Source organism: Caballeronia grimmiae, from assembly GCF_022879615.1.
Lineage (GTDB): Bacteria > Pseudomonadota > Gammaproteobacteria > Burkholderiales > Burkholderiaceae > Caballeronia > Caballeronia grimmiae.
The window spans coordinates 161,740-185,368 of record NZ_CP084275.1 but is presented as its reverse complement, the minus strand read 5'-3'; the positions used below and the strand labels follow the sequence as shown (position 1 = coordinate 185,368).

22 protein-coding genes and 5 pseudogenes are annotated in these 23,629 nt (G+C 57.1%); 10 read left to right on the top strand and 17 right to left on the bottom strand.

Features of this window, described 5'->3' with window-relative positions:
- Positions 1 to 17 precede the first annotated feature (17 nt).
- On the bottom strand, positions 18 to 1,064 hold the full coding sequence (locus tag LDZ21_RS27170) for an IS110 family RNA-guided transposase (protein WP_244797669.1): 1,047 nt from the start codon (positions 1,062 to 1,064) through the stop codon (positions 18 to 20).
- A 142-nt stretch (positions 1,065 to 1,206) separates the two neighbouring features.
- Between LDZ21_RS27170 and LDZ21_RS27165 the strand changes: the two genes are divergently transcribed.
- Positions 1,207 to 1,515, top strand: coding sequence for a hypothetical protein (locus LDZ21_RS27165; RefSeq protein ID WP_244797668.1), 309 nt, complete (start codon positions 1,207 to 1,209; stop codon positions 1,513 to 1,515).
- Here the strand turns inward: LDZ21_RS27165 and LDZ21_RS27160 are convergent.
- From LDZ21_RS27160 to LDZ21_RS27140, 5 genes and pseudogenes are all read right to left on the bottom strand, one after another.
- Positions 1,504 to 1,752, bottom strand: a pseudogene (locus LDZ21_RS27160) (transposase domain-containing protein); the annotation flags it as partial. The gene LDZ21_RS27165 and the pseudogene LDZ21_RS27160 sit on opposite strands and share 12 nt — an antisense overlap.
- An 88-nt stretch (positions 1,753 to 1,840) precedes the next feature.
- Complete coding sequence (locus LDZ21_RS27155; protein WP_244797667.1) at positions 1,841 to 2,836, bottom strand: tyrosine-type recombinase/integrase; 996 nt, start codon at positions 2,834 to 2,836, stop codon at positions 1,841 to 1,843.
- Complete coding sequence (locus LDZ21_RS27150; protein ID WP_244797666.1) at positions 2,833 to 3,780, bottom strand: tyrosine-type recombinase/integrase; 948 nt, start codon at positions 3,778 to 3,780, stop codon at positions 2,833 to 2,835. Before LDZ21_RS27150 ends, LDZ21_RS27155 begins: the two co-directional genes overlap by 4 nt.
- The gene (locus tag LDZ21_RS27145) at positions 3,777 to 4,799 is read right to left on the bottom strand and encodes a site-specific integrase (protein WP_244797665.1); all 1,023 of its coding nucleotides are present in this window, start codon (positions 4,797 to 4,799) and stop codon (positions 3,777 to 3,779) included. Before LDZ21_RS27145 ends, LDZ21_RS27150 begins: the two co-directional genes overlap by 4 nt.
- Before the next feature lie 373 nt (positions 4,800 to 5,172).
- Positions 5,173 to 5,538: pseudogene (locus LDZ21_RS27140) on the bottom strand (IS66 family transposase); the annotation flags it as partial.
- Between the two features lie 7 nt (positions 5,539 to 5,545).
- On the opposite strand from LDZ21_RS27140, the pseudogene LDZ21_RS27135 reads away from it, so the two are divergent.
- Positions 5,546 to 5,968 (top strand): annotated as a pseudogene (locus tag LDZ21_RS27135) (IS66 family transposase); the annotation flags it as partial.
- Between the two features lie 100 nt (positions 5,969 to 6,068).
- On the opposite strand, the gene LDZ21_RS27130 reads toward LDZ21_RS27135, so the two are convergent.
- Positions 6,069 to 7,076 carry a tyrosine-type recombinase/integrase gene (locus LDZ21_RS27130; protein ID WP_244797664.1) on the bottom strand — a complete coding sequence of 336 codons (1,008 nt, stop codon included), beginning with the start codon at positions 7,074 to 7,076 and terminating at the stop codon, positions 6,069 to 6,071.
- Positions 7,069 to 7,221: a hypothetical protein gene (locus tag LDZ21_RS27125; protein ID WP_244797663.1), complete on the bottom strand. Its 153-nt coding sequence runs from the start codon at positions 7,219 to 7,221 to the stop codon at positions 7,069 to 7,071. The genes LDZ21_RS27130 and LDZ21_RS27125 overlap by 8 nt, the downstream gene beginning before the upstream one ends.
- A 730-nt stretch (positions 7,222 to 7,951) precedes the next feature.
- Here LDZ21_RS27125 and istA point away from each other — a divergent pair.
- The 3 genes from istA to LDZ21_RS27110 all read left to right on the top strand — a co-directional run bounded on the left by istA (position 7,952) and on the right by LDZ21_RS27110 (position 11,693).
- Positions 7,952 to 9,478: an IS21 family transposase gene (gene istA, locus LDZ21_RS27120; RefSeq protein ID WP_244797695.1), complete on the top strand. Its 1,527-nt coding sequence runs from the start codon at positions 7,952 to 7,954 to the stop codon at positions 9,476 to 9,478.
- Positions 9,479 to 9,480: 2 nt separating this feature from the next.
- Positions 9,481 to 10,269: an IS21-like element helper ATPase IstB gene (gene istB / locus LDZ21_RS27115; RefSeq protein ID WP_244797662.1), complete on the top strand. Its 789-nt coding sequence runs from the start codon at positions 9,481 to 9,483 to the stop codon at positions 10,267 to 10,269.
- Between the two features lie 113 nt (positions 10,270 to 10,382).
- Positions 10,383 to 11,693: an IS256 family transposase gene (locus tag LDZ21_RS27110; protein ID WP_244797661.1), complete on the top strand. Its 1,311-nt coding sequence runs from the start codon at positions 10,383 to 10,385 to the stop codon at positions 11,691 to 11,693.
- Between the two features lie 27 nt (positions 11,694 to 11,720).
- Here LDZ21_RS27110 and LDZ21_RS27105 read toward each other — a convergent pair whose 3' ends face one another.
- Genes LDZ21_RS27105 through LDZ21_RS27095 form a run of 3 tightly spaced genes read right to left on the bottom strand, consistent with a single transcriptional unit; the run spans position 11,721 to position 12,588 of the window.
- Positions 11,721 to 12,110 (bottom strand): hypothetical protein, encoded by a 390-nt coding sequence (locus tag LDZ21_RS27105; protein WP_244797660.1) that lies wholly within the window; start codon positions 12,108 to 12,110, stop codon positions 11,721 to 11,723.
- Positions 12,107 to 12,325, bottom strand: a complete 219-nt coding sequence (locus tag LDZ21_RS27100; RefSeq protein ID WP_244797659.1) for a tyrosine-type recombinase/integrase — start codon at positions 12,323 to 12,325, stop codon at positions 12,107 to 12,109. The genes LDZ21_RS27105 and LDZ21_RS27100 overlap by 4 nt, the downstream gene beginning before the upstream one ends.
- Positions 12,268 to 12,588 carry a site-specific integrase gene (locus LDZ21_RS27095; RefSeq protein WP_244797658.1) on the bottom strand — a complete coding sequence of 107 codons (321 nt, stop codon included), beginning with the start codon at positions 12,586 to 12,588 and terminating at the stop codon, positions 12,268 to 12,270. The genes LDZ21_RS27100 and LDZ21_RS27095 overlap by 58 nt, the downstream gene beginning before the upstream one ends.
- 790 nt (positions 12,589 to 13,378) lie before the next feature.
- Between LDZ21_RS27095 and LDZ21_RS27090 the strand changes: the two are divergent.
- Positions 13,379 to 13,606: pseudogene (locus LDZ21_RS27090) on the top strand (transposase domain-containing protein); the annotation flags it as partial.
- A 98-nt stretch (positions 13,607 to 13,704) separates the two neighbouring features.
- On the opposite strand, the pseudogene LDZ21_RS27085 reads toward LDZ21_RS27090, so the two are convergent.
- The 6 genes and pseudogenes from LDZ21_RS27085 to LDZ21_RS27060 all read right to left on the bottom strand — a co-directional run.
- A pseudogene (locus tag LDZ21_RS27085) lies at positions 13,705 to 14,140 on the bottom strand (IS110 family RNA-guided transposase); the annotation flags it as partial.
- Between the two features lie 206 nt (positions 14,141 to 14,346).
- Complete coding sequence (locus LDZ21_RS27080; RefSeq protein ID WP_244797657.1) at positions 14,347 to 15,813, bottom strand: NAD-dependent succinate-semialdehyde dehydrogenase; 1,467 nt, start codon at positions 15,811 to 15,813, stop codon at positions 14,347 to 14,349.
- Positions 15,814 to 15,876: 63 nt separating this feature from the next.
- Positions 15,877 to 16,629, bottom strand: coding sequence for an SDR family NAD(P)-dependent oxidoreductase (locus LDZ21_RS27075; RefSeq protein WP_244797656.1), 753 nt, complete (start codon positions 16,627 to 16,629; stop codon positions 15,877 to 15,879).
- A gap of 80 nt (positions 16,630 to 16,709) precedes the next feature.
- Entirely contained in the window at positions 16,710 to 17,096 is a 387-nt protein-coding gene (locus LDZ21_RS27070) for a nuclear transport factor 2 family protein (RefSeq protein WP_244797655.1), read from the bottom strand.
- Positions 17,097 to 17,225: 129 nt separating this feature from the next.
- Entirely contained in the window at positions 17,226 to 18,374 is a 1,149-nt protein-coding gene (locus LDZ21_RS27065) for a porin (RefSeq protein WP_244797654.1), read from the bottom strand.
- Positions 18,375 to 18,649: 275 nt separating this feature from the next.
- Positions 18,650 to 20,011 (bottom strand): flavin monoamine oxidase family protein, encoded by a 1,362-nt coding sequence (locus tag LDZ21_RS27060; RefSeq protein ID WP_244797653.1) that lies wholly within the window; start codon positions 20,009 to 20,011, stop codon positions 18,650 to 18,652.
- 348 nt (positions 20,012 to 20,359) lie between these two features.
- On the opposite strand from LDZ21_RS27060, the gene LDZ21_RS27055 reads away from it, so the two are divergent.
- The 4 genes from LDZ21_RS27055 (at position 20,360) to LDZ21_RS27040 (ending at position 23,539) form a co-directional block, all read left to right on the top strand.
- Positions 20,360 to 21,232, top strand: coding sequence for a phytanoyl-CoA dioxygenase family protein (locus LDZ21_RS27055; protein WP_244797652.1), 873 nt, complete (start codon positions 20,360 to 20,362; stop codon positions 21,230 to 21,232).
- A 69-nt stretch (positions 21,233 to 21,301) separates the two neighbouring features.
- Positions 21,302 to 22,741: an aldehyde dehydrogenase family protein gene (locus LDZ21_RS27050; RefSeq protein ID WP_244797651.1), complete on the top strand. Its 1,440-nt coding sequence runs from the start codon at positions 21,302 to 21,304 to the stop codon at positions 22,739 to 22,741.
- A 146-nt stretch (positions 22,742 to 22,887) separates the two neighbouring features.
- The gene (locus LDZ21_RS27045; RefSeq protein ID WP_244797650.1) at positions 22,888 to 23,226 is read left to right on the top strand and encodes a DMT family transporter; all 339 of its coding nucleotides are present in this window, start codon (positions 22,888 to 22,890) and stop codon (positions 23,224 to 23,226) included.
- Positions 23,227 to 23,245: 19 nt separating this feature from the next.
- Entirely contained in the window at positions 23,246 to 23,539 is a 294-nt protein-coding gene (locus tag LDZ21_RS27040; RefSeq protein ID WP_244797649.1) for a hypothetical protein, read from the top strand.
- The last annotated feature ends 90 nt before the right edge of the window (positions 23,540 to 23,629 follow it).

The window sequence follows — 23,629 nt, the reverse complement described above, 5'->3', positions numbered from 1 at the left end:
GTTTCCCGTGTTGAATGTTAGTTTTCGGAATGTGCGTAGCCGGCTTGGGCTGGTTTTGCACTCACGTAATCCTTCTTGTACGGTCGGTCATGGGCAAGCATCGCCCATATTGTTCGCGCCATTTTGTTGGCTAACGCTACGACTACCACATTCGACGGTCGCCGCGCCTGTATTTGGAGGATCCACGGACCGGGCTCCTTTGCATGGGTCAATACTGATCGCGCACCGTGGATCAGCAATTTGCGCAGATAGGCGTCGCCTCTCTTGCTTATCCCGTGAAGATTCACCTTGCCGCCTGATCCCGTCTGCTTTGGTACAAGTCCGACCCAAGCTGCAAATTCACGCCCAGAGGTGAACGCTTTCGGATCGCCAATCATTGCGACAGCCGCTGTTGCTGTCAGCAAGCCCACGCCTGGAATTTCACTGATCGCCTTCACGGCCCTGTCTTCCTTCTTCCATTCGCGCAATCGTCTTTCGATTCTCGCGATTTCTTCGTCCAGCTTTTCAATTCGCGCCCACTGCTCACGCAGTGAATCGATCAACACCTTCGGCAGTCGCTCCTCGATGCGAATGAACGCGTCGGCGATTGCCTTCGTCAGTGCAAGCCGGCCTTTTCCCATCGCTTCCCCGAACTCAGCTAGCATTCCCCGCAGACCGTTGATCTGCATCGTGCGGAACTTCACCAGTTGCTCCCGTTGCCGGTGCATCATCAGCACCGCCTGTTGCATTTCGGTTTTCACCGCTACGGCCTTGCATGGCTGCTGCACCGCAAGCCAGATCGCCTTCGCGTCGGCCGCGTCGCTTTTGTTGCGGATGTTGAACGCCTTTACAAACTGTGCCGGCATCAGCCTGACCTGATGACCCATCTGTAAAAGCTGCCGGGCCCAGTGATGAGCACTGCTGCACGCCTCCATCCCGATCAGACATGGCGCCCGGTTTGCAAAATGCCCAAGCAGCTGTGCCCGTTTGACAGCTTTGTTCACTACCTCGCCCGTTTCCGGGTCGACGTAATGCACCTGAAACACGCTTTTCGCAATGTCAATTCCAACTGGCGTAACATTCATTTTGGATCCTCCGGTTGCCGGGAAATGCGAGCATTTTCCACCTGGGCACATCGATGCCGTTGGCCCGTGAGGATCCACTATCCTCTGTTCCCACACTCACGGGTGGGACGCGTTCATATCATTGCTTACAAGACACGACATCATGCAAGACATTTTTGAACCCCGCCACGAACCTGCTCGTAGCATCTACCACGCGTTCCAGGCTGAAGCGACGAAACGCCAAGGTCGCAGCATCGACCAGTGGCAGGCTGCAGAATGCGATGCCGTGTTTCGCGAAGCAACGCACCAAGCGCAGAAGCTCGGCCTGCGTGTTCCAACAATGGATGAAGTCGTCAGTGCGGAACGCTATGCGGCTGGGTCGATAGACTACGGCGCGAAGTGGTCGTATTGCGTTGTGGAGGAAATGCGTAAGGCTGTTCGAACTCCTTCGCTCGAGCAATCAAGGGACTAACCTGATTTGATCGGCAACGACCCACGGCAACAACTCGGCAACGCGATTGACTGGATGCTCCGCAATTCGAGCGATGACATGGCGTAAATAGGCCTCCGGATCCAGGCCATTCAGTTTTGCGGTGCCAACCAGGGTGTAAACAGCGGCACCTCGCTCGCCGCCGCTATCGGAACCGAAGTGCAGGAAGTTCTTGCGCCCGAGGGCAATAGCGCGCAAGGCGCGTTCGGCCGCGTTATGCCGACTCCCCGTTTATGCCGCGTCATGAATCAACTTCCATAACGATTGGGCGGATCCCGGTTCCGGTTTGGTCGGATTGTCGGCATTATCAGAGAGCCTCCAGGAAGGCGAGCAACGGGTCTGGGGGTTTGTAGCGTGTTGGCGCGATGCCGCTCGCTGTTGCATGCGCGAGCGCGCGTTCCTTGAGTTGCATGTCGGCGTGCAAATAGATCTGAGTAGTCTCAGAGGATTCGTGCCCGAGCCAGAGCGCGATCACGGATAGGTCTACGCCGTGATGCAACAAGCTCATCGCCGCCGCGTGTCGAAGCGTGTGGGGCGTTACGGATTTTTTCTTCAGCGAGGGACACGAGAGACGCGCGATTTCGGCGTTGCGCGACACGAGTCGCTGAAGGGCATCGGCACTGAGATGTCCGCCGCGCGAACTGGGGAAGACCGGATCACCTGGTTCGCCTGGTTGATACAACAGCCATCCTTTCAGGACGGCAATGACGTCCTGTCGCAGCGGCGTGCATCTCATCTTTCTGCCTTTGCCAAGGCAACGAACGTGGGCGCCTGTGCCGAGCATCACATCCTGACGCCGGAGCGCAGTCAATTCGCTGTTGCGCAGACCCGTTTGAACCGCTACAAGAAGCAGTGTTCGATCGCGGTTACCGATCCATGTTCGTACGTCAGGCGCCTCTACCAGAGCGGCGGCCTCGCTCTCAGTAAGAAACTCAACAGGGCCGTGTTCGCAGCGTTTAGATGGAATTGCAAGAATGCGCTGACACTGCAGAAACAACGCTGGTTCGCTGACCGCGACGAACCGGAAGAATGCATGCACCGCTGCAAGCCGCGTATTACGTGTCCGCACCGAATTGCCTCTGCCATGTTCGAGGTGCTGTAGGAATTTCTCGATCAACGACACGTCGAAGTCTTCGATTCGCAGCTTTGACGGCGCGCGCCCGATATGCTTCGTGGCGAACGCTAGCAGCAGCCGGAACGTGTCACGGTAACTTGCAACCGTATTCGAACTCAGACCATGCTGCTCGAGCAGGCGTTGGGTAAAGAACCTTTGAACGAGGGAGGGAAGACTGGCCGCGCTCACGGCCGTTCTCCCGGACAATTCTTGTTGAGATAGCCTGCAGCGAGTTCAAGCAACTCAGGAACCGCTTCGATGTACCAGTACGTAAGACCGATGTTGACATGCCCGAGGTAGGTGGCGAGTTTCGGCAATTCCCGACTGACGTCCAGACCGGCGCGATACCACTCGACCAGCCTCCCAGTCGCGAAGCTATGCCGGAAGTCCTGGAGGCGCGGGCCGTAACCATCGCGCCCATCCTCCGTCGCCAGTCGCAGACCAATGGCGCGCGACATTCTGACGAACATGCTTCGCGCACTGCAGGCCTTCAGTCTGTTGCCGCGCTCACTGATCAGAAACGCCTCGCTCAATCGTAAAGGACAGAGTTGATCGCGTTTCTGGGCATAATGTTCGAGTGCCGCCCGGGTCGACTCTGCTACAGGAACAAAGCGCGACTTGCCGAACTTCGATTCCCGGATGGAGAGTATCCCGCTAACGAGGTCAACGTCAGACCGGTCGAGTCGAAGCGCTTCGCCTGGCCTGAGGCCCGTAGCTGCAAGCAGACCTATGAGCGTCGAATAGGTCAGTGCTCGCATGCCGGTCCGGGAGCGCAGTTGGGCGGCCTGAGTCATAAGCAAGGCAATCTCACGCTCAGTGTAAATATGCGGAGCATTGCGACGTCTGCGGACGCTCAGGAGTCCTGCTGGTGGGACTTGGTTTCGACTGTCAATGACGTTCATCCATCTGGCGAATCCTCTTACCTGCGAAAGGCGCCGTCCCCAAGTGCCACGTTCGACATTTACGGACGCGGTCGACCAGCGCAGAGCCAGATCGGTGGTGATGAACTCGGCGCCTTCGCTTTCCAGAAGATCAACGAAATGACCGAGTGCCAAGGCGGGTTCATAGAATGACGCCCCGAGAACACGGCGGGCCGCCACGTACCGCGCGAGAGAGTCGCGGATCGCAGTCATATTGCACCTCCAGCCGTGGGCCACGAGCGCGCGACCTTGCGCAGGTCCTCAAACGCGACCTTTGCATAGATCGCGGTACTGTCCGGTGAGCGGTGCCGCAAGACCTCGGCTATTTCTGCCATCGAGGCCCCGTGGCAAATCATTGTCGTCGCCAGACCGTGACGGAACAGATGTGCGGCGCCCCGGCACGCGGGGCGGAAACCGGCACGTGCGAAGGCCTGACAAACAATCTTGCCAATCGCCGCCGGCCCCGCCAAACCAACCCGAGGTGCCAATCTGCGAAGGAAGACGCGCCGCGATGCACTCGCTCCACGACCATCGCGAAGATATGTTGCGATTGCCTCTCCGACCTCCGATGGCAGCGGGACGTGCTCGACCACCTTCCCCTTGCCATGAACGACGAGCTCCCCCGAACGCCAGTGAATGTCGTCGAGCTCGATTGCGACGATTTCTCCGGCACGTAAGCCGAGTCGCGCCAACAAAAGCAGCATTGCATAGTCCCGACGCCCAGTCGGAGTCGAGCGGTCTGCAGATGCAATGAGCGCTTCTTGCTGCTCAGGCGTGAGGAACGTCGGCACAGTCGACTGTCGCCACTTACGAACCGAGGGCACCGACTCATACAGGTCTCGGGCCGTTTCCCCACGCAGAAAGAGGAAATGGCAGAACGAGCGAAGCGCAGCTGCCATCAGCCGCGTGTACTCTGCCGATCGACCTTTGCTGCGCGCAAGAAGATGATTCCGGATCGTTACCGCGTCAAATGCATCGGGCAATTTGCTTCCGTCGCGGGCCGCGTGGCTGTCGAGAAAGTCGCGAATGAAAGGCCCATAGACAAGCAGCGAGTTCTTCGCTAGTCCGCAATCCTGCCTTAGATAATCCAGGTATCGCCAATGGATGTTCTTAATCTCCGACTGGCCACTTAACGTCGGCGGGCACAGAATGGCTTCGGCGCGCAGGTAGGCGAGAAACTGCCGTAAAGTGGGACGCGCACGCTGGACACGGTCTTGTGATGCGTCGATCATGCGCCTCATAAAGCGAGCCGTGACAGACTCATCGAGACTAATCAGGTCGATGCTCCTGTTCCTCATCCACCCAGAGAATGTACACAGGACACTCCGTTTCTTGCGAAGCGTTACCTCGGAATAGTGTGCCGCGCGTAGACGGTCAAGAAATGCATCAATGTGACGGGCCGGCAGCCCGCCGGATTCGCTGACTCTGCGTGTCACCTTCATTTGATCTCTCCTGGCCAGCAAGATAGCCAGCCTGAGAAATCATACGGTTATGCCGACACAGCAATCACGAACGACCCTATCCACCGTCGCGCGCATGCATGACGCGGCATAATCGGGGAGTCGGCATAACCCGTGTCATGCCGCTAGCGGCATGACACGGGTTGTTGTCGATTTCAACACGACCATCATCGACATACAGCTCGAGCGCCGCCCATTGATTCAGCGCGTAGTTGATGGCTTTTGCGGTATCTCCTTTTTGCGACACCGTGCTCAATGTCGAGCGCAGCCAAGTCTCGAACGAATCTAGCAGCGGACGTGCTTGCTCCTGCCTGACACGTTTACGTTCGTCGGGTGGCTTGCCGCGAATCGCAGCCTCGATTGCATACAGTTCGCCGATCCGTCGCAACGCTTCGGTATTGACCTCGTTCTTGCGTGCGACGAACAGATCATGGAATTTGCGGCGTGCGTGTGCCATGCATCCCGCCTCGCGCACGTCACCGACTTCGTAGATCGCGTTATAACCGCCGAAATGTTATGCGCAACATTTCGGCGGCTTCGATGAGTTGTATGCGGGCGGCAAGATCCGTGAGGCGGCTTGCTGGGATCACGCGAGACGGTATATATACGACGTTCATGTGCGCACGCCAACTGAGTCGACAAGGTATGTACTCGAACTGATCGGCGAACTCTATGGCATTGAGGTGCATATCCGGGGCAAGCCCGCAGCCGAACGGTTGTGCGTGCGACAGCACACGAGCCTCGCGGTGCTGGCGACCATCAAGTCATGGATGACCGACAAGATCGCGACTTTGTCGGCGAAATCCGAGCTGGCCAAGGCAATCCGCTACTCGCTCAATCAATGGGACGCGCTCGTTCTGTACTGCGAAGACGGTCGCGTCGAGATCAGCAACGCCCTCGCCGAAAACGCTCTGCGCTGCGTAAGTCTGGGGAGGAATAATGCGCAGCCAGAAATTATGTTGAGTCCGTCACTGTCGAATAGTGCCATGCGAGTCGCCGAAGCGATCCGCAAGGATTCGCGGTTCGGCGAGCTACGCATAATTACAACGACTCCAGGAACTGAAGGATGCGGTCCGGTGGTCGATATCGACGATTCTTTACTTGCGGCGGTTGAATCCTGTTCAACGCTCGCTCCTTCATTGTCAGATCAGCTTCCATATAGCCATGTGTTGTCGATGGGCTTTCGTGTCCCAGCCATAAGGCGATGACCGACAGGTCGACCCCTAATTGAAGTAGATGCATGGCTGTCGCGTGTCTAACCAGGTGCGGAGAAACACGTCGCTTGGCGAGTTGCGGACATTGGTCCTTCGCGCGCGTTACGGCAATTCTCATCCGATCGGCGACATTGGAGCGTGTCATCGCGTTTCCCGATCGATTTGGAAAGAGCCTCTGACTTGATGCATCCTGGATCTGCGGCAACCACCCCTTGAGGAGCTTTGCTGTGGATCGCCATAAAGGCACCGTTCGTTCCTTGCGTCCTTTGCCAAGAATATGAACGAAGGGTGATGTACCCAGAACGACATCACTGACGCGTAGTGCCAGGATCTCCGAGACGCGCGCCCCCGTGTTATACATCGTTGCCAGCAGAACCGTGTCGCGTTGACCCGCCCAAGTGTCCGGGTCAGGCGCCGTCAACAGTTGCTGAATCTCTTCGCGTGACAGGAATCCGACCATAGGTTTGTCGCAACGCTTCATCGGCACGGAGAGTGCACGCTGTATAACGGCCAACGACGCGACGTCACGGTGTGCTGCGTACTTCAGGAACGAGCGCAACGCTGCGAGTCGAACGTTGCGGGTCCGCGTGCTGTTGCGCCGCTCAACTTCGAGGTGTCGCAGAAACGCGAGGATCAGAGGTGCATCCATGTCCGACAGCGTCAAATCAGTTGGACACCTCCCGAGGCGATCCGATGCGAACTGAAGAAACAGACGAAACGAATCGCGATAGCTCGATATCGTCTCCGGGCTCACCGCGCGTTGATGCATCAACCGTTCGACGAAGAAGTCCTGCAGGAGAGTCGCAAAGGAAGGAGCCACGCAGGTTTTAGTCATGACGTACCCCCTCAGCAAAGCGCGCAAATTTCTGGCTCACGATTTCCATGAGATCGGGAACCGCAGTCAAATACCAGTAGGTATCGCTCGGCTTCACGTGCCCCAGATATGTCGACAGCGCAATCATCCGGTTGTCGACGTTCACGCCGTCCCGATACCACTTGAGAATGCACCGGCACACAAACGTATGGCGAAGATCATGGATTCGGGGCAACGCGTGGTCACCCCGAGATGGGCAGCGACAATTGTTTTGGCCGACCGGCCGTGCCGCTTGACGCTGTCTACCGAGAAGTCCACCCGAGTTGCTCGCGAAGCCGACCGAACACCCAATGCACCGTTCGGGCCTGCAACTTCCTGCCATCAAGATTCACAAAGAACGAAACGCACGGCTCTGCGGCGACGACCAGCGCACGTAAGCGTGCCCTCGGCAAGATTCACGTCGTCTCGAGAGAGATTGATGGCTTCCGAGATACGCAAGCCGGTTGCGGCAATCAATCCAAACAGCGCTTCATATGTAAGCGGTCTGATCGAACCGACGGGTAACATTGCCACCGACGCCGTGAGGAGTGGCAATGTCCCGGGCGTAGTTGAAGGTTGAAGGCGGCGGTTCCCCGTTGGAAATCCGAGAGAATCGGGTTTCGACGACCAACTTCCCGGATGTGAACTTTCGCCGTTAAGGAGCCAAACCGTTTTCGGCATAAAGGCGCCAGGGAGTTTTCGGCGTTTAGGCGCCGCAAGTTTTTCGGCATATAGGCGCCAGTAGATTTTCGCCGTAAAGGCGCCACTGGCGTCTGAGTCGGGCGCTCGAACTCCGCCAACCGCTACCCTCCCGGCACGCATTTGCTCCGGAGGGTGGCTTGAAGAGGAAGTTCGAGATGTACCAATATCGACAGGTTCTGGTGCGAATGCGCCAGGGTGACTCCGACCGGGATATCGACCGATCGAAGATCATGGGCCGTAAGAAGCTGGCAGCCGTGCGGGAGATCGCAACCGAGCGCGGGTGGCTTTCTCCGAACAACGCTCTGCCGGATGACGCGCAGCTTGCTACAGCGTTCAGCCACAAGGAGTTCCTGCCCGCGAGCTGTATCTCGTCGGCCGAACCGTGGCGCGAACAGATTGCCCAGTGGCACGACGCGGGCGTCCCCGGCACGACGATTCACAGCGCGCTGGTGCGCAACCACGGCTACGCGGGAAGCTACTCATCCGTCTACAGGCTACTTCAGCAATTGAAGGCGGAGCTCACGCCGGATGTTCCGATGCGGCTTGAGTTCAAACCTGCAGAAGCCGCGCAAGTTGATTTCGGCGCAGGTCCGACCATCATCGATGCACACACCGGCGAGGTCCACAAGACGTGGTTCTTCGTGATGACGTTGTGCTGGTCGCGGCATCAATACGTTGAGTTTGTCCGCGATCAGAGCGTCGACACATGGTTGCTATGTCACCGTCACGCCTTCGAATGGTTCAACGGCGTAGTGGGGCGCGTCATCATCGATAACCCCAAGTGTGCCATCGTCAAGGCCTGTATCTACGAACCCGAAGTCCAGCGGGCCTATGCGCAATGCGCCGAAGGGTATTCGTTCAAGATCGATCCGTGTCCGCCGAGGGACCCGGCTAAAAAAGGAATTGTCGAGTCGGGCGTCAAATACGTGAAGTCGAGCTTCCTTCCTCTTCGCGAATTCCGTGACCTTGACGACGCCAACCGGCAAGCACGAGCCTGGGTGATGCACGAGGCCAGCACCCGGACGCATGGCACGACGCGCGAAGTGCCGCTCAAGCGTTTCGAGGATGTCGAACAGGCGCTGTTGCAGCCGCTTCCCGATGTGCCGCCCGAGCTGGCAACCTGGGCGCGCGTGAAGGTCCATCGCGACGCCCATGTGCAATTCGAGCGCGCCTACTATTCTGTGCCGTTCCGGCTTGCCAGTAAAGATCTGTGGCTCAAGGCGACCGCCAACATGGTGCAGCTCTACTACGAGCACGAACTGTCGGCATCGCATGTCCGCCAGACTACGCCGGGAACGCGTATCACCGTGGCCGATCACATGCCGCCAGCAGCACAGGCCTGGCAAATGCACGACACTCAATGGTGCCTGAGAGAAGCACAACGTATCGGGCCATCATGCCACGCGCTTGTTCACGCGCTCTTCGGCGATCAGGTTCTCATCAAGCTGCGCGCCGTCCAGGGCGTGCTGCGCTTCGCTCAGCAGTTCGGCGCATCGCGCCTGGAGGCGGCCTGCCGTCGCGCGAATCACTTCGGCACGCCGAGCTACAAAGCCGTCAAGCTGATCTTGCAGAAAGGCCTCGATCAGACCTGGCTGTCGATTGAACCTGTTGAATCAGGCGCGACCACCTACACCCACGGCGGCCGCTTCTGCCGCGATACTCAGACTCTCCTGATCCATTGAACATGAATCCAATTCCCGAACTCACGTCTTCTCTTAAGCAATTGCGACTGTCCGGCATCCTCGACACGCTCGAAGCACGCAACCGTGAAGCCATCGACCGTAAGCTCGCCTATACCGATTTCCTGACGTTGCTTATCCAGGACGAGATCGCACGGCGCGATCACCGAAAGCTCGACGCCCGCATGCGCCGCGCGAACTTCCGTGGACAGAAGACACTGGAAGGTTTCGACTTCGACCGTCTACCCAATCTTAATCGCGCCGTCGTCCATGATCTCGCGACCTGTCGCTTTATCGATGAGAAGGTCAGCGTGCTAATCGCCGGTCCTTGCGGAACGGGCAAAAGCCATCTGGCGCAGGCACTGGGCCACTCCGCTGCCCGGCAAGGTCACGATGTCCTGTTCGTGACTCAGACCCGGCTTCTCAGCACGCTACGCAACGCGCAAGCCGTGGGCTCCTTTGAACGGCGATTCCAGGCGCTTGCCAAGGTGCCGTTGCTCATCATTGACGACTTTGGACTGAAACCCATGCGCACGCCCGAAGACGAAGACTTCCACGATCTGATTGCCGAGAGGTACGAGCGTACATCGACTGTCTTAACGAGTAATTTGGATTTTACGGAATGGGGTGACGCATTCGCGACCAACAAAATGCTCGGCGCCGCAACGCTTGATCGCCTGCGACACGCGGCATACCGCGTCGTGCTCGACGGCGAGAGCTACCGTGTTCCACGCCCGATGCCCGAGAGCAACAAATCAGCACTTGCGAAAGGAGGTAAAAACAAGGATTCTTGATCCCCGTTCGAGCCCCGAATCAGGCGCCTTTCGCTGGCGCCATTACGCCGAAAACACCCGGCTCCTTTACGGCGAAAAGCAACAACGGACAGGGAACCAAGGAGAACCGCCAAATGAAGCGTACCAAGAAGAAGCCCCAAAGCGCCAGCGCGCCGTTGCACGTGGTGCCCAAGCAGGACCCGGAAGGACTGCGTGCCTGTTTTGCCGAGAACAGTCAGCTCCTGTTGCCCATGCTCGATCTGATTCAGAACACCCGCGCGAGCATCGACGAGTTGATGCACGAAGCCGGCCGTAGCCTTGTCGAGCAACTGCTGGTGATCTCGGCGACGGAAGTCGCCGGCGAGAAGCATCCGGGCCGCAGAGGCGGCGAGATCCGCTGGCACGGCTCGCAGCAAGGCCAGATTGTGATGGACGAACGCAAGTTGAACGTGAAGCGGCCGCGCCTTCGGCGTCGTGGCGGCGGCGAAGTGCCGGTCCCCGCCTACGAGCAATTGAACGCGAATCCGCGGCTCGCCGAGCGCGTGCACGAGATCATGGTCACGGGCGTGTCGACGCGCAAATATGCCAAGGTCCTGCCCGAGATGGCCGGCACCGTTGGCATCTCCAAGAGCAGCGTCTCCCGCGAGTTCATCAAGGCCAGCCAGACGGCGCTCACGGAGCTGATGGGGCGGCGCTTCGATGACAAGGACTTCCTGGCGATCTACCTGGACGGCATCATCGTCGACTCACGTCACATCATCGCCGCTATCGGCGTGGACAGCCCCGGCGAGAAACACCTCCTGGGTCTCGCGAGCGGGTCGAGTGAGAACGCCCAGGTCGTCAAGGATCTGTTGCGCGGACTGATCGAGCGCGGCCTGCCTGCGGATCGCGAATACCTGTTCGTGATCGATGGTTCCAGAGCGCTGCGCTCGGCCATCGAGGAGTTCTTCGGCGAACGCGCCCACGTGCAGCGCTGCCGTCTGCACAAGCAGCGCAACGTCCTCGAGCGCCTGCCCAAGGAGAGCGTTTCGCAAACCGCCGCGATCATGAAGGCCGCCTACAAGTTGTCGACCGACGATGGCATCGCCAAGCTCAAGACGCACGCGGCGTGGCTCAAGGCCGACCATCCGGACGCCTCGGCCGCACTGCTCGAGGGGCTGGAGGAAACCTTCACGGTGAACAAGCTGGGCCTGACGCCGGCGCTGATGCGCGGGCTGTCGACGACCAACATCATCGAGAATCCCAACGGCGCGGTGCGCCGTGTCGCGGGGCGCGTGAAGCGCTATCGCGACGCCGACACGGCGTTGCGCTGGACAGCCGCGGGCTTCCTAGAAGCTGAGAAGCACTTCCGAAAGATCCTCGGCGTGAATGAACTCTGGATTCTCGCTGCGGCCTTGAAACGGTCAAGCTCGAAATCAATTGACCATGATCGGAAGGTTGCCTAACCTATGCCGCACCCGCCGTCCCAACCTTCAACTGTCTTCGGGACATCGCCTGAGGAGTTCGCCGAGTTCCTGCTCCGTGTAGATGTGCGGCGCCAGACGACGATGGGCCCGCCCGCACAAGTCGCGTCGCGGAACAACTGTATCGGGATAGAACTGCTTGAGATACTTCGCGAAGGGGCGGATTACCTCGATCCGACGCGCCCATGTAATGGCCCTTTCGCTCGGTGTCGAGTGCGCCCAGCTGAGAGTCAGATCTTCCGTGATCGGACCACGATGCCCCAGCGCGTCCGCGAAGCGGGCAAAGTTCATCAATACGTGCCCAGAGATCTTGAGGTCGAAGCCAAGACAGCGTCGTTCGGCGAGATATGCCTGCGCCAGCGATACCATAGTGTCTGCCGAGTTGACGAAGCGTTTCATGATTTGCTCCCCGGCCAGGGGAGCGCGACAGCCTCCATACTTTGCAGGTCGATCTTCGTGTAAATCGCGGTGGTGTCGATGCTTTGATGGCGCAGTACGTCGGCCACTTCCTTCAACGACGAGCCGGAACGAAGCAGCCGTCGAGCCACGCTGTGCCTCAGAAGATGAGTTCCAGATTGTTCAGTCCAGCCGCAGCGAACATATGCGGCATGCACCGCCTGATGGCTTGCAGCGTGCCGTCGCGCCAGTTTAAATCGTCGAGCTGTATTTGCACGACTTCCGCAGCACGCAATCCAATATCTGCCAGACAACGTACCATTGCGTAATCACGCAGGTCGGCCGCCGTTTCGTGATGGAAGGAATTCAGGAGCTGTCCGATCGCTGCGTCCGAAAGCGTTTGAGGTAATGCCGCCAACCTCCATCCTGCTACGTTCAGCACCGCCGCGATCAACTCTGCGACCTGCTCGTTATATTGCATGCTCCTGAATCGCAGATAACTGCGCAACGTTATGCCTGCTACGTGAGCTGTTCCGGCTTTGCACCCGTCAGGGTAACGTGTCACGAATCGACGGAGATCCCGAATCGTTAGCCGCTTCATATCGATGGGTCCGCGACCAAAGCGTTGATGCAAGAAATCGCGAATGATTCGGCCACGCTGATATCGCGTGCACTCGGCAAGGCCGCAAACGTCCTTGAGGTACTCAGTGAATCGACACACCTCCTGTTGTACCGAATCCGGTTCTGCCCAAAGATACCGGAGGACAGCGCACGCGCCCAGGACGACCAGCAAATGCTGAAGTGCCGCGTTGACGTCTGTCCGACATCTCGGAATCGGATCGGGGCAGGTGCATCGAGGCAAATGGTCATTCACGAAGCCGCAGGCGAGTCGATTGTCGACGCGAGCTAAGGCTATGCGGTGTGTTGTGAGCCAGTACGCAAAGTGCGCGACGCACCTCACGTAACGGTTGACGGTGCAAGCCGCGTAGCCGGCCTCAACGAGATATTCGCAGTAGCGCTCCGCGAAAGGAGAAAGGACGCTGCGCCATAACCACGCCTGAGGCTGCGGTCGTAGAGGAACCAAGCCGATCATGATGTTTCTCCTGAATGGGTTACAACCCAAACAGGAAAGCACTTTTTATGTGTAGTTTGCTGCTACCCAACGATCCAGGCAAGGCGCGTCGCACTGACGCCCGTGACGAGCCGAACCATGCAAACTCCGCATAATTTCTGGCTGCGCATTATTCCTGCAATGCAATTATGTGCATTGCAGGAAGAACTTCCTGTTCGCAGGCTCTGATAACGGAGGTGAGCGGGCCGCCGCAATGTACGGCTTAATCGGCTCGTGCAAACTGAACGACATCAACCCGCTCGCCTACCTCGAATACGTCCTGACTCACATCGCAGACCACAAAATCAGTCACATTGACGAGCTGCTGCCTTGGAATGTGAAAAGCAAACTGCCCACGCAATTTACGCCGCCGTCAGCGACAAGCTGATCTCCGCAACGCCTCCCATTCGCCTTTAGTCACCGCACTGCCACTAGCGTGCCATACGTGCGCGATGCATCGTGAACGGCCGACGCGAGGCGCTTACATTCGAGCAGAAAAGCGTGAATCTGATTGCTGGTTGCCGTGCGTTCGCCGACAAGCGATTCGCGCACCCGATGTAACGCGAGCAGCGTCTGCTGCTCGGCTGTCTTGACTGCGACAAAGCGCATAGAGGGGCGCGAGGCGGCTTCGCAAATGGCTTCGGCGTCGGCGAAGTCAGTCTTGTTGCCCTTGACGAACGGCCTGACGAACTGCGGCGCAATCAAGCGAACCTGATGTCCATACGACTGGCCCTTGCGCGCCAGCCAATGCGCGCCTGCGCAAGCTTCCATCGCTAGAACGGCGACCGGACAGGTGGCCAGGCATGTGCAGAGCTTTGCGCGTCATCTTCTTGCGCCAAATCTGCGTACCGCGTGCGTCCTGCGCGTGCACGAAGAAGCAATGCTTGCCCAGATCGATACCGATGAGCGTCGCGTCCGTCATGATGGCCTCCGGAAAGAGGAAATGGCCCGATCAGCGTAAGCCGATCGGGACATTTCGGTCAGGCTGACCATCTCATTAAAGCCCGGCGGGGGCCGGGCTCAAGCTTCGCGCTCTCAGGTGCATCGCTTATAAATTCTTACCCGTTTACAACCGGGCGACAGTGCAAGGATTGCGTCTGTACCTCCGATTGACGTCACTAGGTATCGTCAGGCGCCCATTCCACCGAGACAGAGATACTTGATCACAAGATACTCGTCAATTCCGAAATGCGATCCTTCTCTTCCTACGCCAGATTGCTTCACGCCACCGAAGGGTGCGACCTCGTTAGAAATCAGGCCAGTGTTAACACCAACCATTCCATATTCCAATCGCTCAGCGACACGCCACACCCGCCTAACATCGCGGCTGAAGAAGTAGGCCGCTAAGCCAAACTCGGTGTCGTTAGCGAAGTGGATCACTTCATCTTCGCTATGGAAACGGAAGACGGGAGCGACAGGGCCAAATGTTTCCTCGCGGGCGACTAACATTGATGCGGTCACATCCGCCAAGATCGTCGGCTCGAAGAAGCTATGTCCTAAGTTGTGACGCCGTCCACCAGTGATCAGTCGAGCGCCGTTAGAAACCGCGTCAGCGATGTGCGCTTCCACCTTCTGCACAGCGGCCTCGTCGATCAACGGCCCTTGAGTGACTCCATCCTCCAACCCGTTTCCTACCCGCAAGCCTGCGACAGCCCTCGCGAGCTGCTCAACAAATGCATCGTAGATTGCGTCGTGCACATACATGCGGTTGGTGCAAACGCAAGTCTGTCCCGCATTGCGATACTTTGAAGCGATCGCTCCCTCAACTGCCGCATCAATGTCGGCGTCATCGAAAACGATGAATGGAGCGTTACCGCCCAGCTCGAGTGAGAGCTTCTTAATCGTCGGAGCGCATTGGGCCATGAGTGCTGCACCAACATTTGTCGAACCCGTAAATGACATTTTCCTAACGACGTCGCTCGACGTCAATACAGATCCGATCTCGCTCGACTTTCCAGTGATGACCTGAAAGACGCCCTTCGGCACTCCGGCGCGTTCTGCAAGCACTGCGATGGCGAGGGCCGTTAGCGGCGTTAGGGCCGCAGGTTTAACAATGATCGGACAGCCCGCCGCCAATGCCGGGCCGGCCTTCCGGGTGATCATCGCAGCGGGGAAGTTCCACGGCGTGATAGCCGCGCACACACCGACTGGCTCTTTTGTGACGATTATGCGTTTGTCACTGGCCACTGTCGGTACTACATCGCCATAGACGCGCTTTCCTTCTTCGGCGAACCATTCCAGGAAGGACGCAGCGTACTCGATCTCTCCTTTAGCCTCAGTGAGGGGCTTACCTTGCTCGGAAGTGAGTATCAAAGCGAGGTCATCGCGATGCTCAATCATTAATTCAAACCATGATCTAATGATTACAGCACGGCTCTTTGCGGTGAGTGCTCGCCATGCAGGCCACGCCGCATTAGCGGCGTCTATTGCCTCTCTTGTTTCCGCTGCTCCCATGCTCGGGACGTTTCCGATAACGGCGCCCGTGGCCGGGTTCACGACCGCGATGGTTTTTTCGTCGTCGGCGTTTAACCACTGTCCGTTCAGAAAGCATTGTCGACGAAGCAATGATGGGTCGCGCAGGTCTAGTACAGTCATAATTTTTTGACACGTTGTTGGCGACCGAAGCCGCAATGCTACATATTGCTGACGGCGCGAGCGCTAGCTAAGTCTTACGCCGCCATCAACGACGAGGATGTTGCCGGTCATGAACGACGACACATCGGACGCCAGATAAAGGATATGCTCAGCGATTTCGTCTGGTTGACCAAGTCGTCCCAGCGGAGTTTTCTCAAGAAACGGTGCTGCGTAAGCCGGATCAGAATGGAGCCAGCTCGTCATTGGCGTCTGTATATAACCCGGTGCGATTGCGTTTACCCGGATCTTGACTTTGCCCCACTCAAGCGCAAGACACTGTGTCAGGTGTGCGACCGCTGCCTTGGCTGTAGCATAGTGGGGCACACCAGGTCGGGCGCGAGTTCCGGCAAAGCTACTCAGGTTCACGATGGAGCCTCCGCCATTTTTCGCCATGACACTGGCCGCAGCTTGTGAGCCAAAAAACGTTCCGTTGAGGTTGATTTCGATATGTCTACGCCAATCGTCGGCGCTGATTTCGAGAGCAGCTTGCCGTTCGAGAATTCCAGCGTTGTTGATCCACACGTCCAGTCGCCCATACTGCGCTTGTATGTCGGCGGCAAGACGCCGCGAGTCCTCGGCGTTTGTCACGTCAAGGCAACGAATGTCGACTGAGCCAAGTAGATGCTCATAGGTCTCGCGGAGTTGCGCCTCGTGCAAGTCGGTTGCGACGACGGAGGCTCCATTTGACGCAAGCAGCTTCACAACAGACTGTCCAATCGCCCCTGCGGCGCCCGTAACAACGGCAACTTTCGAGTTGAAATCGGCGAACTCAAGCATGTTTTTCGCTCTCGGATTCGTTCATTGGATCCGGTGGCGCTTACGATGCGGCCACCAGGCAATTGCAGCCTTGCGATGCCTCAGGCAACAAAGTACTTCACATAAACGTCTTTGCTCTTAAGCTTGTCGCCTGAAAATTCATAGACGTCGACTCCATGAATGACAGCAGGCTTGCCATCGACGCCTGTATAGGAAAAGAGCCAACGCGCTGCCCCTTGCTCGCCGGCGACGAACATCGACGTAACGCTAAGCTTGCCGTCCTTATAGGAAGCAAAACCTTGGGCTACCGCGCTCCGAATCGCAGTCTTTCCTTCGTACGACTGGCCGAGCGCTTCGGGACCAAACGCGATGTGGTACGTCGCGTGATCGACGAAGCAGTTCATCACCTTATCGACGTCCTGCGTGTTCCATGCATCAGTCAGGTTGTTGAGGAGCTCTTGGCGGGAAAAGTGTTCAGAGGTCTGCATAAAAGAATCCTAAAAGATGATAGCGTCGGTCGTCTGGCCGAGCGCGAACAAAGATAAGTGAACCTTCCGGCGCCGTAGAGGTGCCCGTAGGCCAACTTGCAAAATTGGAAACATAACAAAACGCGTCAATCAGAACGAATGGTTGATACCTATCCGAGCCACCACCTGATGTGAGTTAGACGACGGTCCCGCCGAACCAGGAATATATGCGTGGTCCAGTGAAGTTCCCGTATTTCCGCCACTCACTTGCTGGTAGACAACCTGAGAGTAAACCGCGGTTCGTTTGGAAAGAAGGTATTGACCAAGAAGCCCGGCTTGATGCCAATGCAGAGATGCACGAGATTCACCCAACGCTAGATGAGCTAAGCTGTACGTATACATCGCGCCGACCGCTAGATCCGGGCGAATATTGTATTTCCAGTTTATCTCCACGTTGTCGAACCGCAGGCTATCGGGATTGGCCGTTGGTGTTCCGAGTGACCCGATGAAGACAGACGACGTCGGTTGTTGAAGAACGACGTGAGTGTAGACAAGGCCGAAGCTCGACTGACCTAATCCGTAGGTTGCCCCGATACCATAGATCTTCTGGTTGTTTGCCGCAAACGTCACATAATCATCAGACGGCACGGCACCGACCGTTGTACTGCCAGGAGCTGAAAGATTCTCAAAGACTGCTCCGATCGTAAGCGTATCAGTGGCGTACTTGATTCCAGCGCTGTACATGCGGTTTGTCGCGAACCCGCCCGCCAGATTGCTTAACGCGTAGAGCCCGGTAGCAGAGAATCCCGCAATGACGGGGCTTTGATATTTGACGGAGTTGTTCGCGTGGAACGTTGCATCCGTGTTGTCGTTGTCCAGGGGGTGGGAGAAAAGATAGCCGCCCCAATTGCCGTTAGCTGTGGCCAGCCCTATTACGTCAGTGACCGAATCATATTGCCGCCCGACAGTTACACTACCCAAAGAATCGGACTGCAAGCCTACGTACGATTGGTAGCCGAAAAGACGGCCGCCATATAATGCTTGACCACTATCCAAGCTTACTCCGCTTTCAACATCGAAAACGGCGTGCAGGTCCCCGCCAAGGTCTTCTACACCCCTCAAGCCCCACCGGCTCGTCGTCAGATCGATACTCGACGTCTGCCATGCTGACTTGCCCCCCGCGTTGTTCGTGTAGTTCACCCCTTCGTCCAAGACGCCGAAGAGGGTGACACTACTTTGCGCCGACGCTTGGACAGATACTCCGAGCATCGCAGCGATCAAGCAAGCCTGAGTTTTCATAACGCCCTGTTTAATAAGGTGGATCGGTGATCACCGTCTGCGATCGTTTGCGGGGGAGTCCAGCTAAAAAAACAACGGGTGGCAGCGCCGCATCTCTATGACCTGACGTCAAATGGTAACGTCGTAATCGGGATGACGAAATGTTACGAAAGGACGCGCGACCGGTTAAATGAGGCCAACAGCAGTTTCACTTCGTGGCATGCCAGGGGAAACGCTATCGGCCCGCGCGTTGATCGACAGGCGGACCGAGTGCATCGATGGGTAGACGCGGTGGATCAAGCGTCATCAATTGAAGTTATAGCTTCTAGCGATGCGCGCTCGCCGGCTTGAATTGCCCCCTCAATATAGCCATTCCAGCAGGTGGCAGTCTCGGTTCCCGCCCAATGAATATGACCAACAGGTCTAGACAAAACCGGCCCAAAACTTGTCCATGCGCCCGCCGGCATGGTTCCTGCGTAGCATCCGCGCGAAAACTCCTCGTCTACCCAGTATTTTTCGATAAATTCTTCGTATTCTGTTGCTTTCGCCCCGAAACACTTCACAAGCACCTCGATAGCAGCTGCTTCGCGTTCCTCTGCAGTTTTCTCGCTCCATTTTCGAGCCGCGATGCCTTCCGTGAAGAGAAGGAGGATTCCGCATGAACCGTCGTCCGGCGAGTTATCGTAGACCAGTTGCGGAGTGTCGTGATCGGTGAAGACAAGACCACTCAGGCCATCGGCTCGCCAAAATGGCGTCCTGTAACGAACCATTGTCTTCAATGCTGTTCCCATCGGCATACGCTGAGTGAGGGAGTCGCGCGATGCGGGAAGTGCAGGTACATAGCGGATGCGTCCCGTAAGCGTCGGCGGCAATGCGACGATAACGCGCCGAGCAACGTATTTGCGATCCTCTGTCGTGACGGTGACGCCGACGGAGTCTTGTTCAATCTTGGTCACAATTTGCTCGAGTCTAATTCGCTCGCCGAGCTCTTTTGCAAGATTGATTGAAAGCTGTTGTGCACCCGTCTGGAAACGGCTGTCCTGGCCACCGCCGTCTGTCGATGTGAGTCGGTCGACCCCTCCGGCAGCACCGAAGTAGAACGCGACATGCAACAGCGAGAGCTCACACGCTTCGACGGAGAATACACCGGGAGCCAAGCGGTCATACACCCAGCGTCCGAATTCCGTCTTGAGATTTGCGTTGATCCAATCGGCGAAGGTTTGGCGATCTAACTCAAGAGCCCTTGGATGAGTCCAAGGCGCCTCCAGTGGGATACTCGCAGCCAATTCTTCTAGGAGCGCCATGCCGTTCTCGATGTCGGCGTCCGTTTCAGGGTCTCGCTTCGGAATTACGCCTTCGTAGCGGACCTTCTCTCCGTTGAGATACGCGATGGAATCGCCAGTTTGGTAAGTTTTAAAGATTTTCAGCCCAAACTCTTCGATGAGTGCAAGTACTCTCTTTTGCGTTGGCGCGACCCATTGACCCCCGAGGTCGATAGTGACACCGTTGTCAAGCGTCTTGCTCAGGGTACGCCCGCCGACGCGGTCGCGGGCCTCCAGAACTATCACTGATTTACCGGCACGTGTGGCCGCTCGGGCGGCCGAAAGGCCGGACATTCCTGCGCCCACAATAACGATGTCGCAATCCAATTTCTGCATGGTCGGCTCCTGCTGATAGTTGGTTCAGTCGTCTGTCCTCGGCAAATTTTTTGCCGGGCAAAGCAACGCTTCGATTCGTAGTCGCAGCATACGGAGCGGCAGTGCGATTGGAAATGTTGCAGGAGGCCAAAAGTGCAGCAGTCTTGGCCGCTAAGGGCCCCGGTCGTCGCATCGTAGGCTGGTAACAAGACGGACGACAGTCGTAGGCTGCTGGTTCTGCATCGAAGCTTTTGTCCTTGCGACACAAAGACGCTGACCCTTCGACACATGGTTCTGGGATTCTGTAACCACTAATCTGGCCTCACTGGCACATCTGTGTCACACATTGACGAACAAGTGAGGCTCAACATGGCAAAAGGTCTGACGACACTCCCTGCGAGTGCGAACGTAGATGACGTTGTGGAAGTTATTGATCGGGACGGCGGCGTCATTGTTGAAGACATGCTCAGCCCCGAGTTGCTGGAACGCTTTTTTGCGGACATCGGTCCGTATCTAGAGCGCACGCCCTATGGCGAGGAGGGCTTCACTGGTAATAAGACTCGCCGGTGCTCGGCGTTGATGGCCAAGTCCCTTCACACCGCTGAGTTCCTTACGCAGAAGCATTTTCACGGTGCCGCCGAGAAAATCCTACTGCAACAGCCCTATAAGTTCGTTGGTGTAAGCGGCGAAGGCATGCTGCCTACACTACAGCTGAGCGTTACGCAAGCGATTCAGATTTGGCCAGGGCAAGGCGCACAGTCTTTGCATCGTGACGACGCCATTCATCACCGCCCGCATCCCGGGCCGGAGTCGCAGGTTCAAGTCATTTACGCGGGGACCCGCTTCACTGCGGAGAACGGGGCAACGCTCGTCGTTCCAGGCAGTCACAAATGGGACAACGAGCGCCTCCCGAAAATGGAGGAGGCCGTACCGGCTGTGATGAAAAAAGGTTCAGGTCTGATCTATCTTGGTGGGACCTATCACGCGGGCGGCCTCAATACTACAGAGGCCGAAACGCGTACCGCTATCGCCATCTCGCTCACGCTTGGTTACCTTCGACAAGAAGAAAACCAATATCTCGTAGTGCCAAAGGAAACCGTCCTCAAGTATCCGCCACACATTCAGCAACTCCTTGGTTACTCGGTCTGCCCGCCGTTTTGTGGCTGGGTCGAAATGCAAAGCCCGGCGATTACGCTTGAGAACGAAGACTTCAGCGTAGCCACGGCCACCAACCTTTACTAATTCCTCATTCGACATTCTGGCACCGCCCTCGGGCCGGCTGAAGCATTGAGGTAGACGACGGAGACAGCGATGGAACTGAAGGTTGCAGGGCGTGCCAAGCATTTTATCGACGGCCAATGGGTTGAGCCGTTCAGCGATAGACGCACAAACGTGGTCAACCCAGCGACAGAGGAAATTGTCGGGGTCATCCCACAAGGCACGACGCAAGAAGTCGATCGAGCAGTGCTCGCGGCAAGGCGCGCGTTTGCCCATTGGTCCGGTGTGAGCAAGGACGAAAGAGTGTCGTTGCTTCAACGCACCGTTGCGGCTCTTGAAAGGAGGCACGAAGAGCTCGCCTATGCCATCACGATTGAGATGGGCGCGCCGTATGAGTTCTCCAAGGGCTTGCAAGCGATGTGCGGAGTTTGGCACATTGGCGTCGCGATCGAACTACTGAAGAGCTATCAATTCGAGCAGCAGGCAGGCACTACCACCATCGTCAAAGAACCGATCGGTGTTTGCGCGATAATCACCCCCTGGAATTGGCCCATTAATCAACTAGTGTGTAAGGTCGCTCCTGCCCTCGCGGCTGGGTGCACGATGATCGTCAAGCCAGCCGAAAATTCACCTCTGTCAGCGATGATCTTTGCGGAGTGTGTCGAGGAGGCCGGCTTCCCACCGGGCGTCTTTAATCTGGTCAACGGTTCGGGTCGAGAGTTGGGACCCGCAATGTCCTCGCATCCCGAGGTGGACATGGTCTCCTTCACCGGATCAACAAACGCTGGCATTCAAGTAGCGATTAATGCCGCTGAGACAGTGAAACGCGTGTCGCAGGAGTTGGGCGGAAAATCGGCGAATATTATTCTCGACGACGATTCGTTCGCGGGTGCCGTGTCGGCTGGAGTTGCCGCCTGCTTTAATAATTCTGGGCAAACTTGCATCGCGCCGACACGAATGTTGGTTCCGATGCATCGCATGGACGAGGCGGCGGAAGTAGCGCGGACAGTAACTGCGAACATCCGCGTGGGCGACCCCTTCGACACCGACGTCGCGTTAGGTCCCGTCGCGTCGAGAAAGCAGTTTGATTCGATTCAACGTTACATTGACATCGGAATCGAAGAGGGGGCAAGGCTCGTCGCCGGAGGTCCCGGGCGACCGGACGGGCTGGTAAAGGGTTTCTACGTTAGGCCAACGGTGTTCGTAGACGTTGCACCTACGATGCGCATTGCACGTGAGGAGATTTTCGGCCCAGTTCTCACTATCATTGGCTACGAATCCGAAGATCAGGCAGTGGAGATCGCCAACGACTCCGTCTATGGACTGTCGGGTTATGTTAGTTCGTCGAATTTGGATCGGGCGCGCGCTATCGCACGTCGGATGCGCACCGGAATGGTCCACATCAACGGCGCGGGACCCGACTTCAATGCGCCGTTTGGCGGCTATAAACAATCCGGCAACGGTCGCGAGTGGGGACGCGCAGGACTAGAAGAGTTCTTGGAAACCAAAGCGATCATGGGTTTCAACGTTTGACCAAGCCTTTGTGGGCGAGTGGATGCGTGAGGGTCTACTCGCCTAGATGCAGCATCTGTTAGCGCGGCACCTGTCGCTCGTGTAATCAGTGCCCACGGCAGTTGGAAAAGCACTTACCGTAGCGAAATTGAGAATGGAGTATCCTAATGCGTTCCACCGCTTACTTGTTGCTTACGGTGGCGATCGCTGCAGAAGTCATTGCGACCTCCGCGCTTCGAGCATCTGAAGGATTCACTCGCGTACTACCTTCGGTGATTGTCGCGGTTGGCTATGGCATATCTTTCTATTCGCTATCCTTGACCCTTCGCACGTTGCCAGTTGGGATCGTTTACGCAATTTGGTCAGGAGCGGGAACGACGCTTATTACACTCATTGCAATTTTTCTCTTCAAGCAAAAGCCCGATGCATTTGCAGTACTCGGAATGGGACTAATTGTTACGGGCGTCATGGTGCTTAATGGTCTCTCAAAGATGAACACCCATTAAACCGTGAACAGGAGTCGAAATGAATCGGAATAGAGAAAACGTAACAAACATCGAATTAGAAAATGGCGCGATCCGCTTCGATCTGCAGATCGATGACGAGGTCGTGCCGTGCGAGCTTTGCGAGGAAGCGCTGATCGAGGCTGCAGATGTTAGTTATGTCGTCTCTCGTCAAGAGGCTTTTGCGCGCGTGCAGCCGATTGTGTTTGAGGTGGCTGCAGCTCTTGCACGAGCGAATGCGACTCGACCAATTCGATTGACTGGGCACGAATTGACAAGCGGCAAGCCGGTTTTTCTCCGCTGTTCGATTGAGTAGGTGTTTTCTCACGCGGCTTCGCTCCACAGCGTGCTGCCGGGCGCATAGAGGGTTTAGCGTTTAATCGCACCGATTATCCGCACGGCGGCT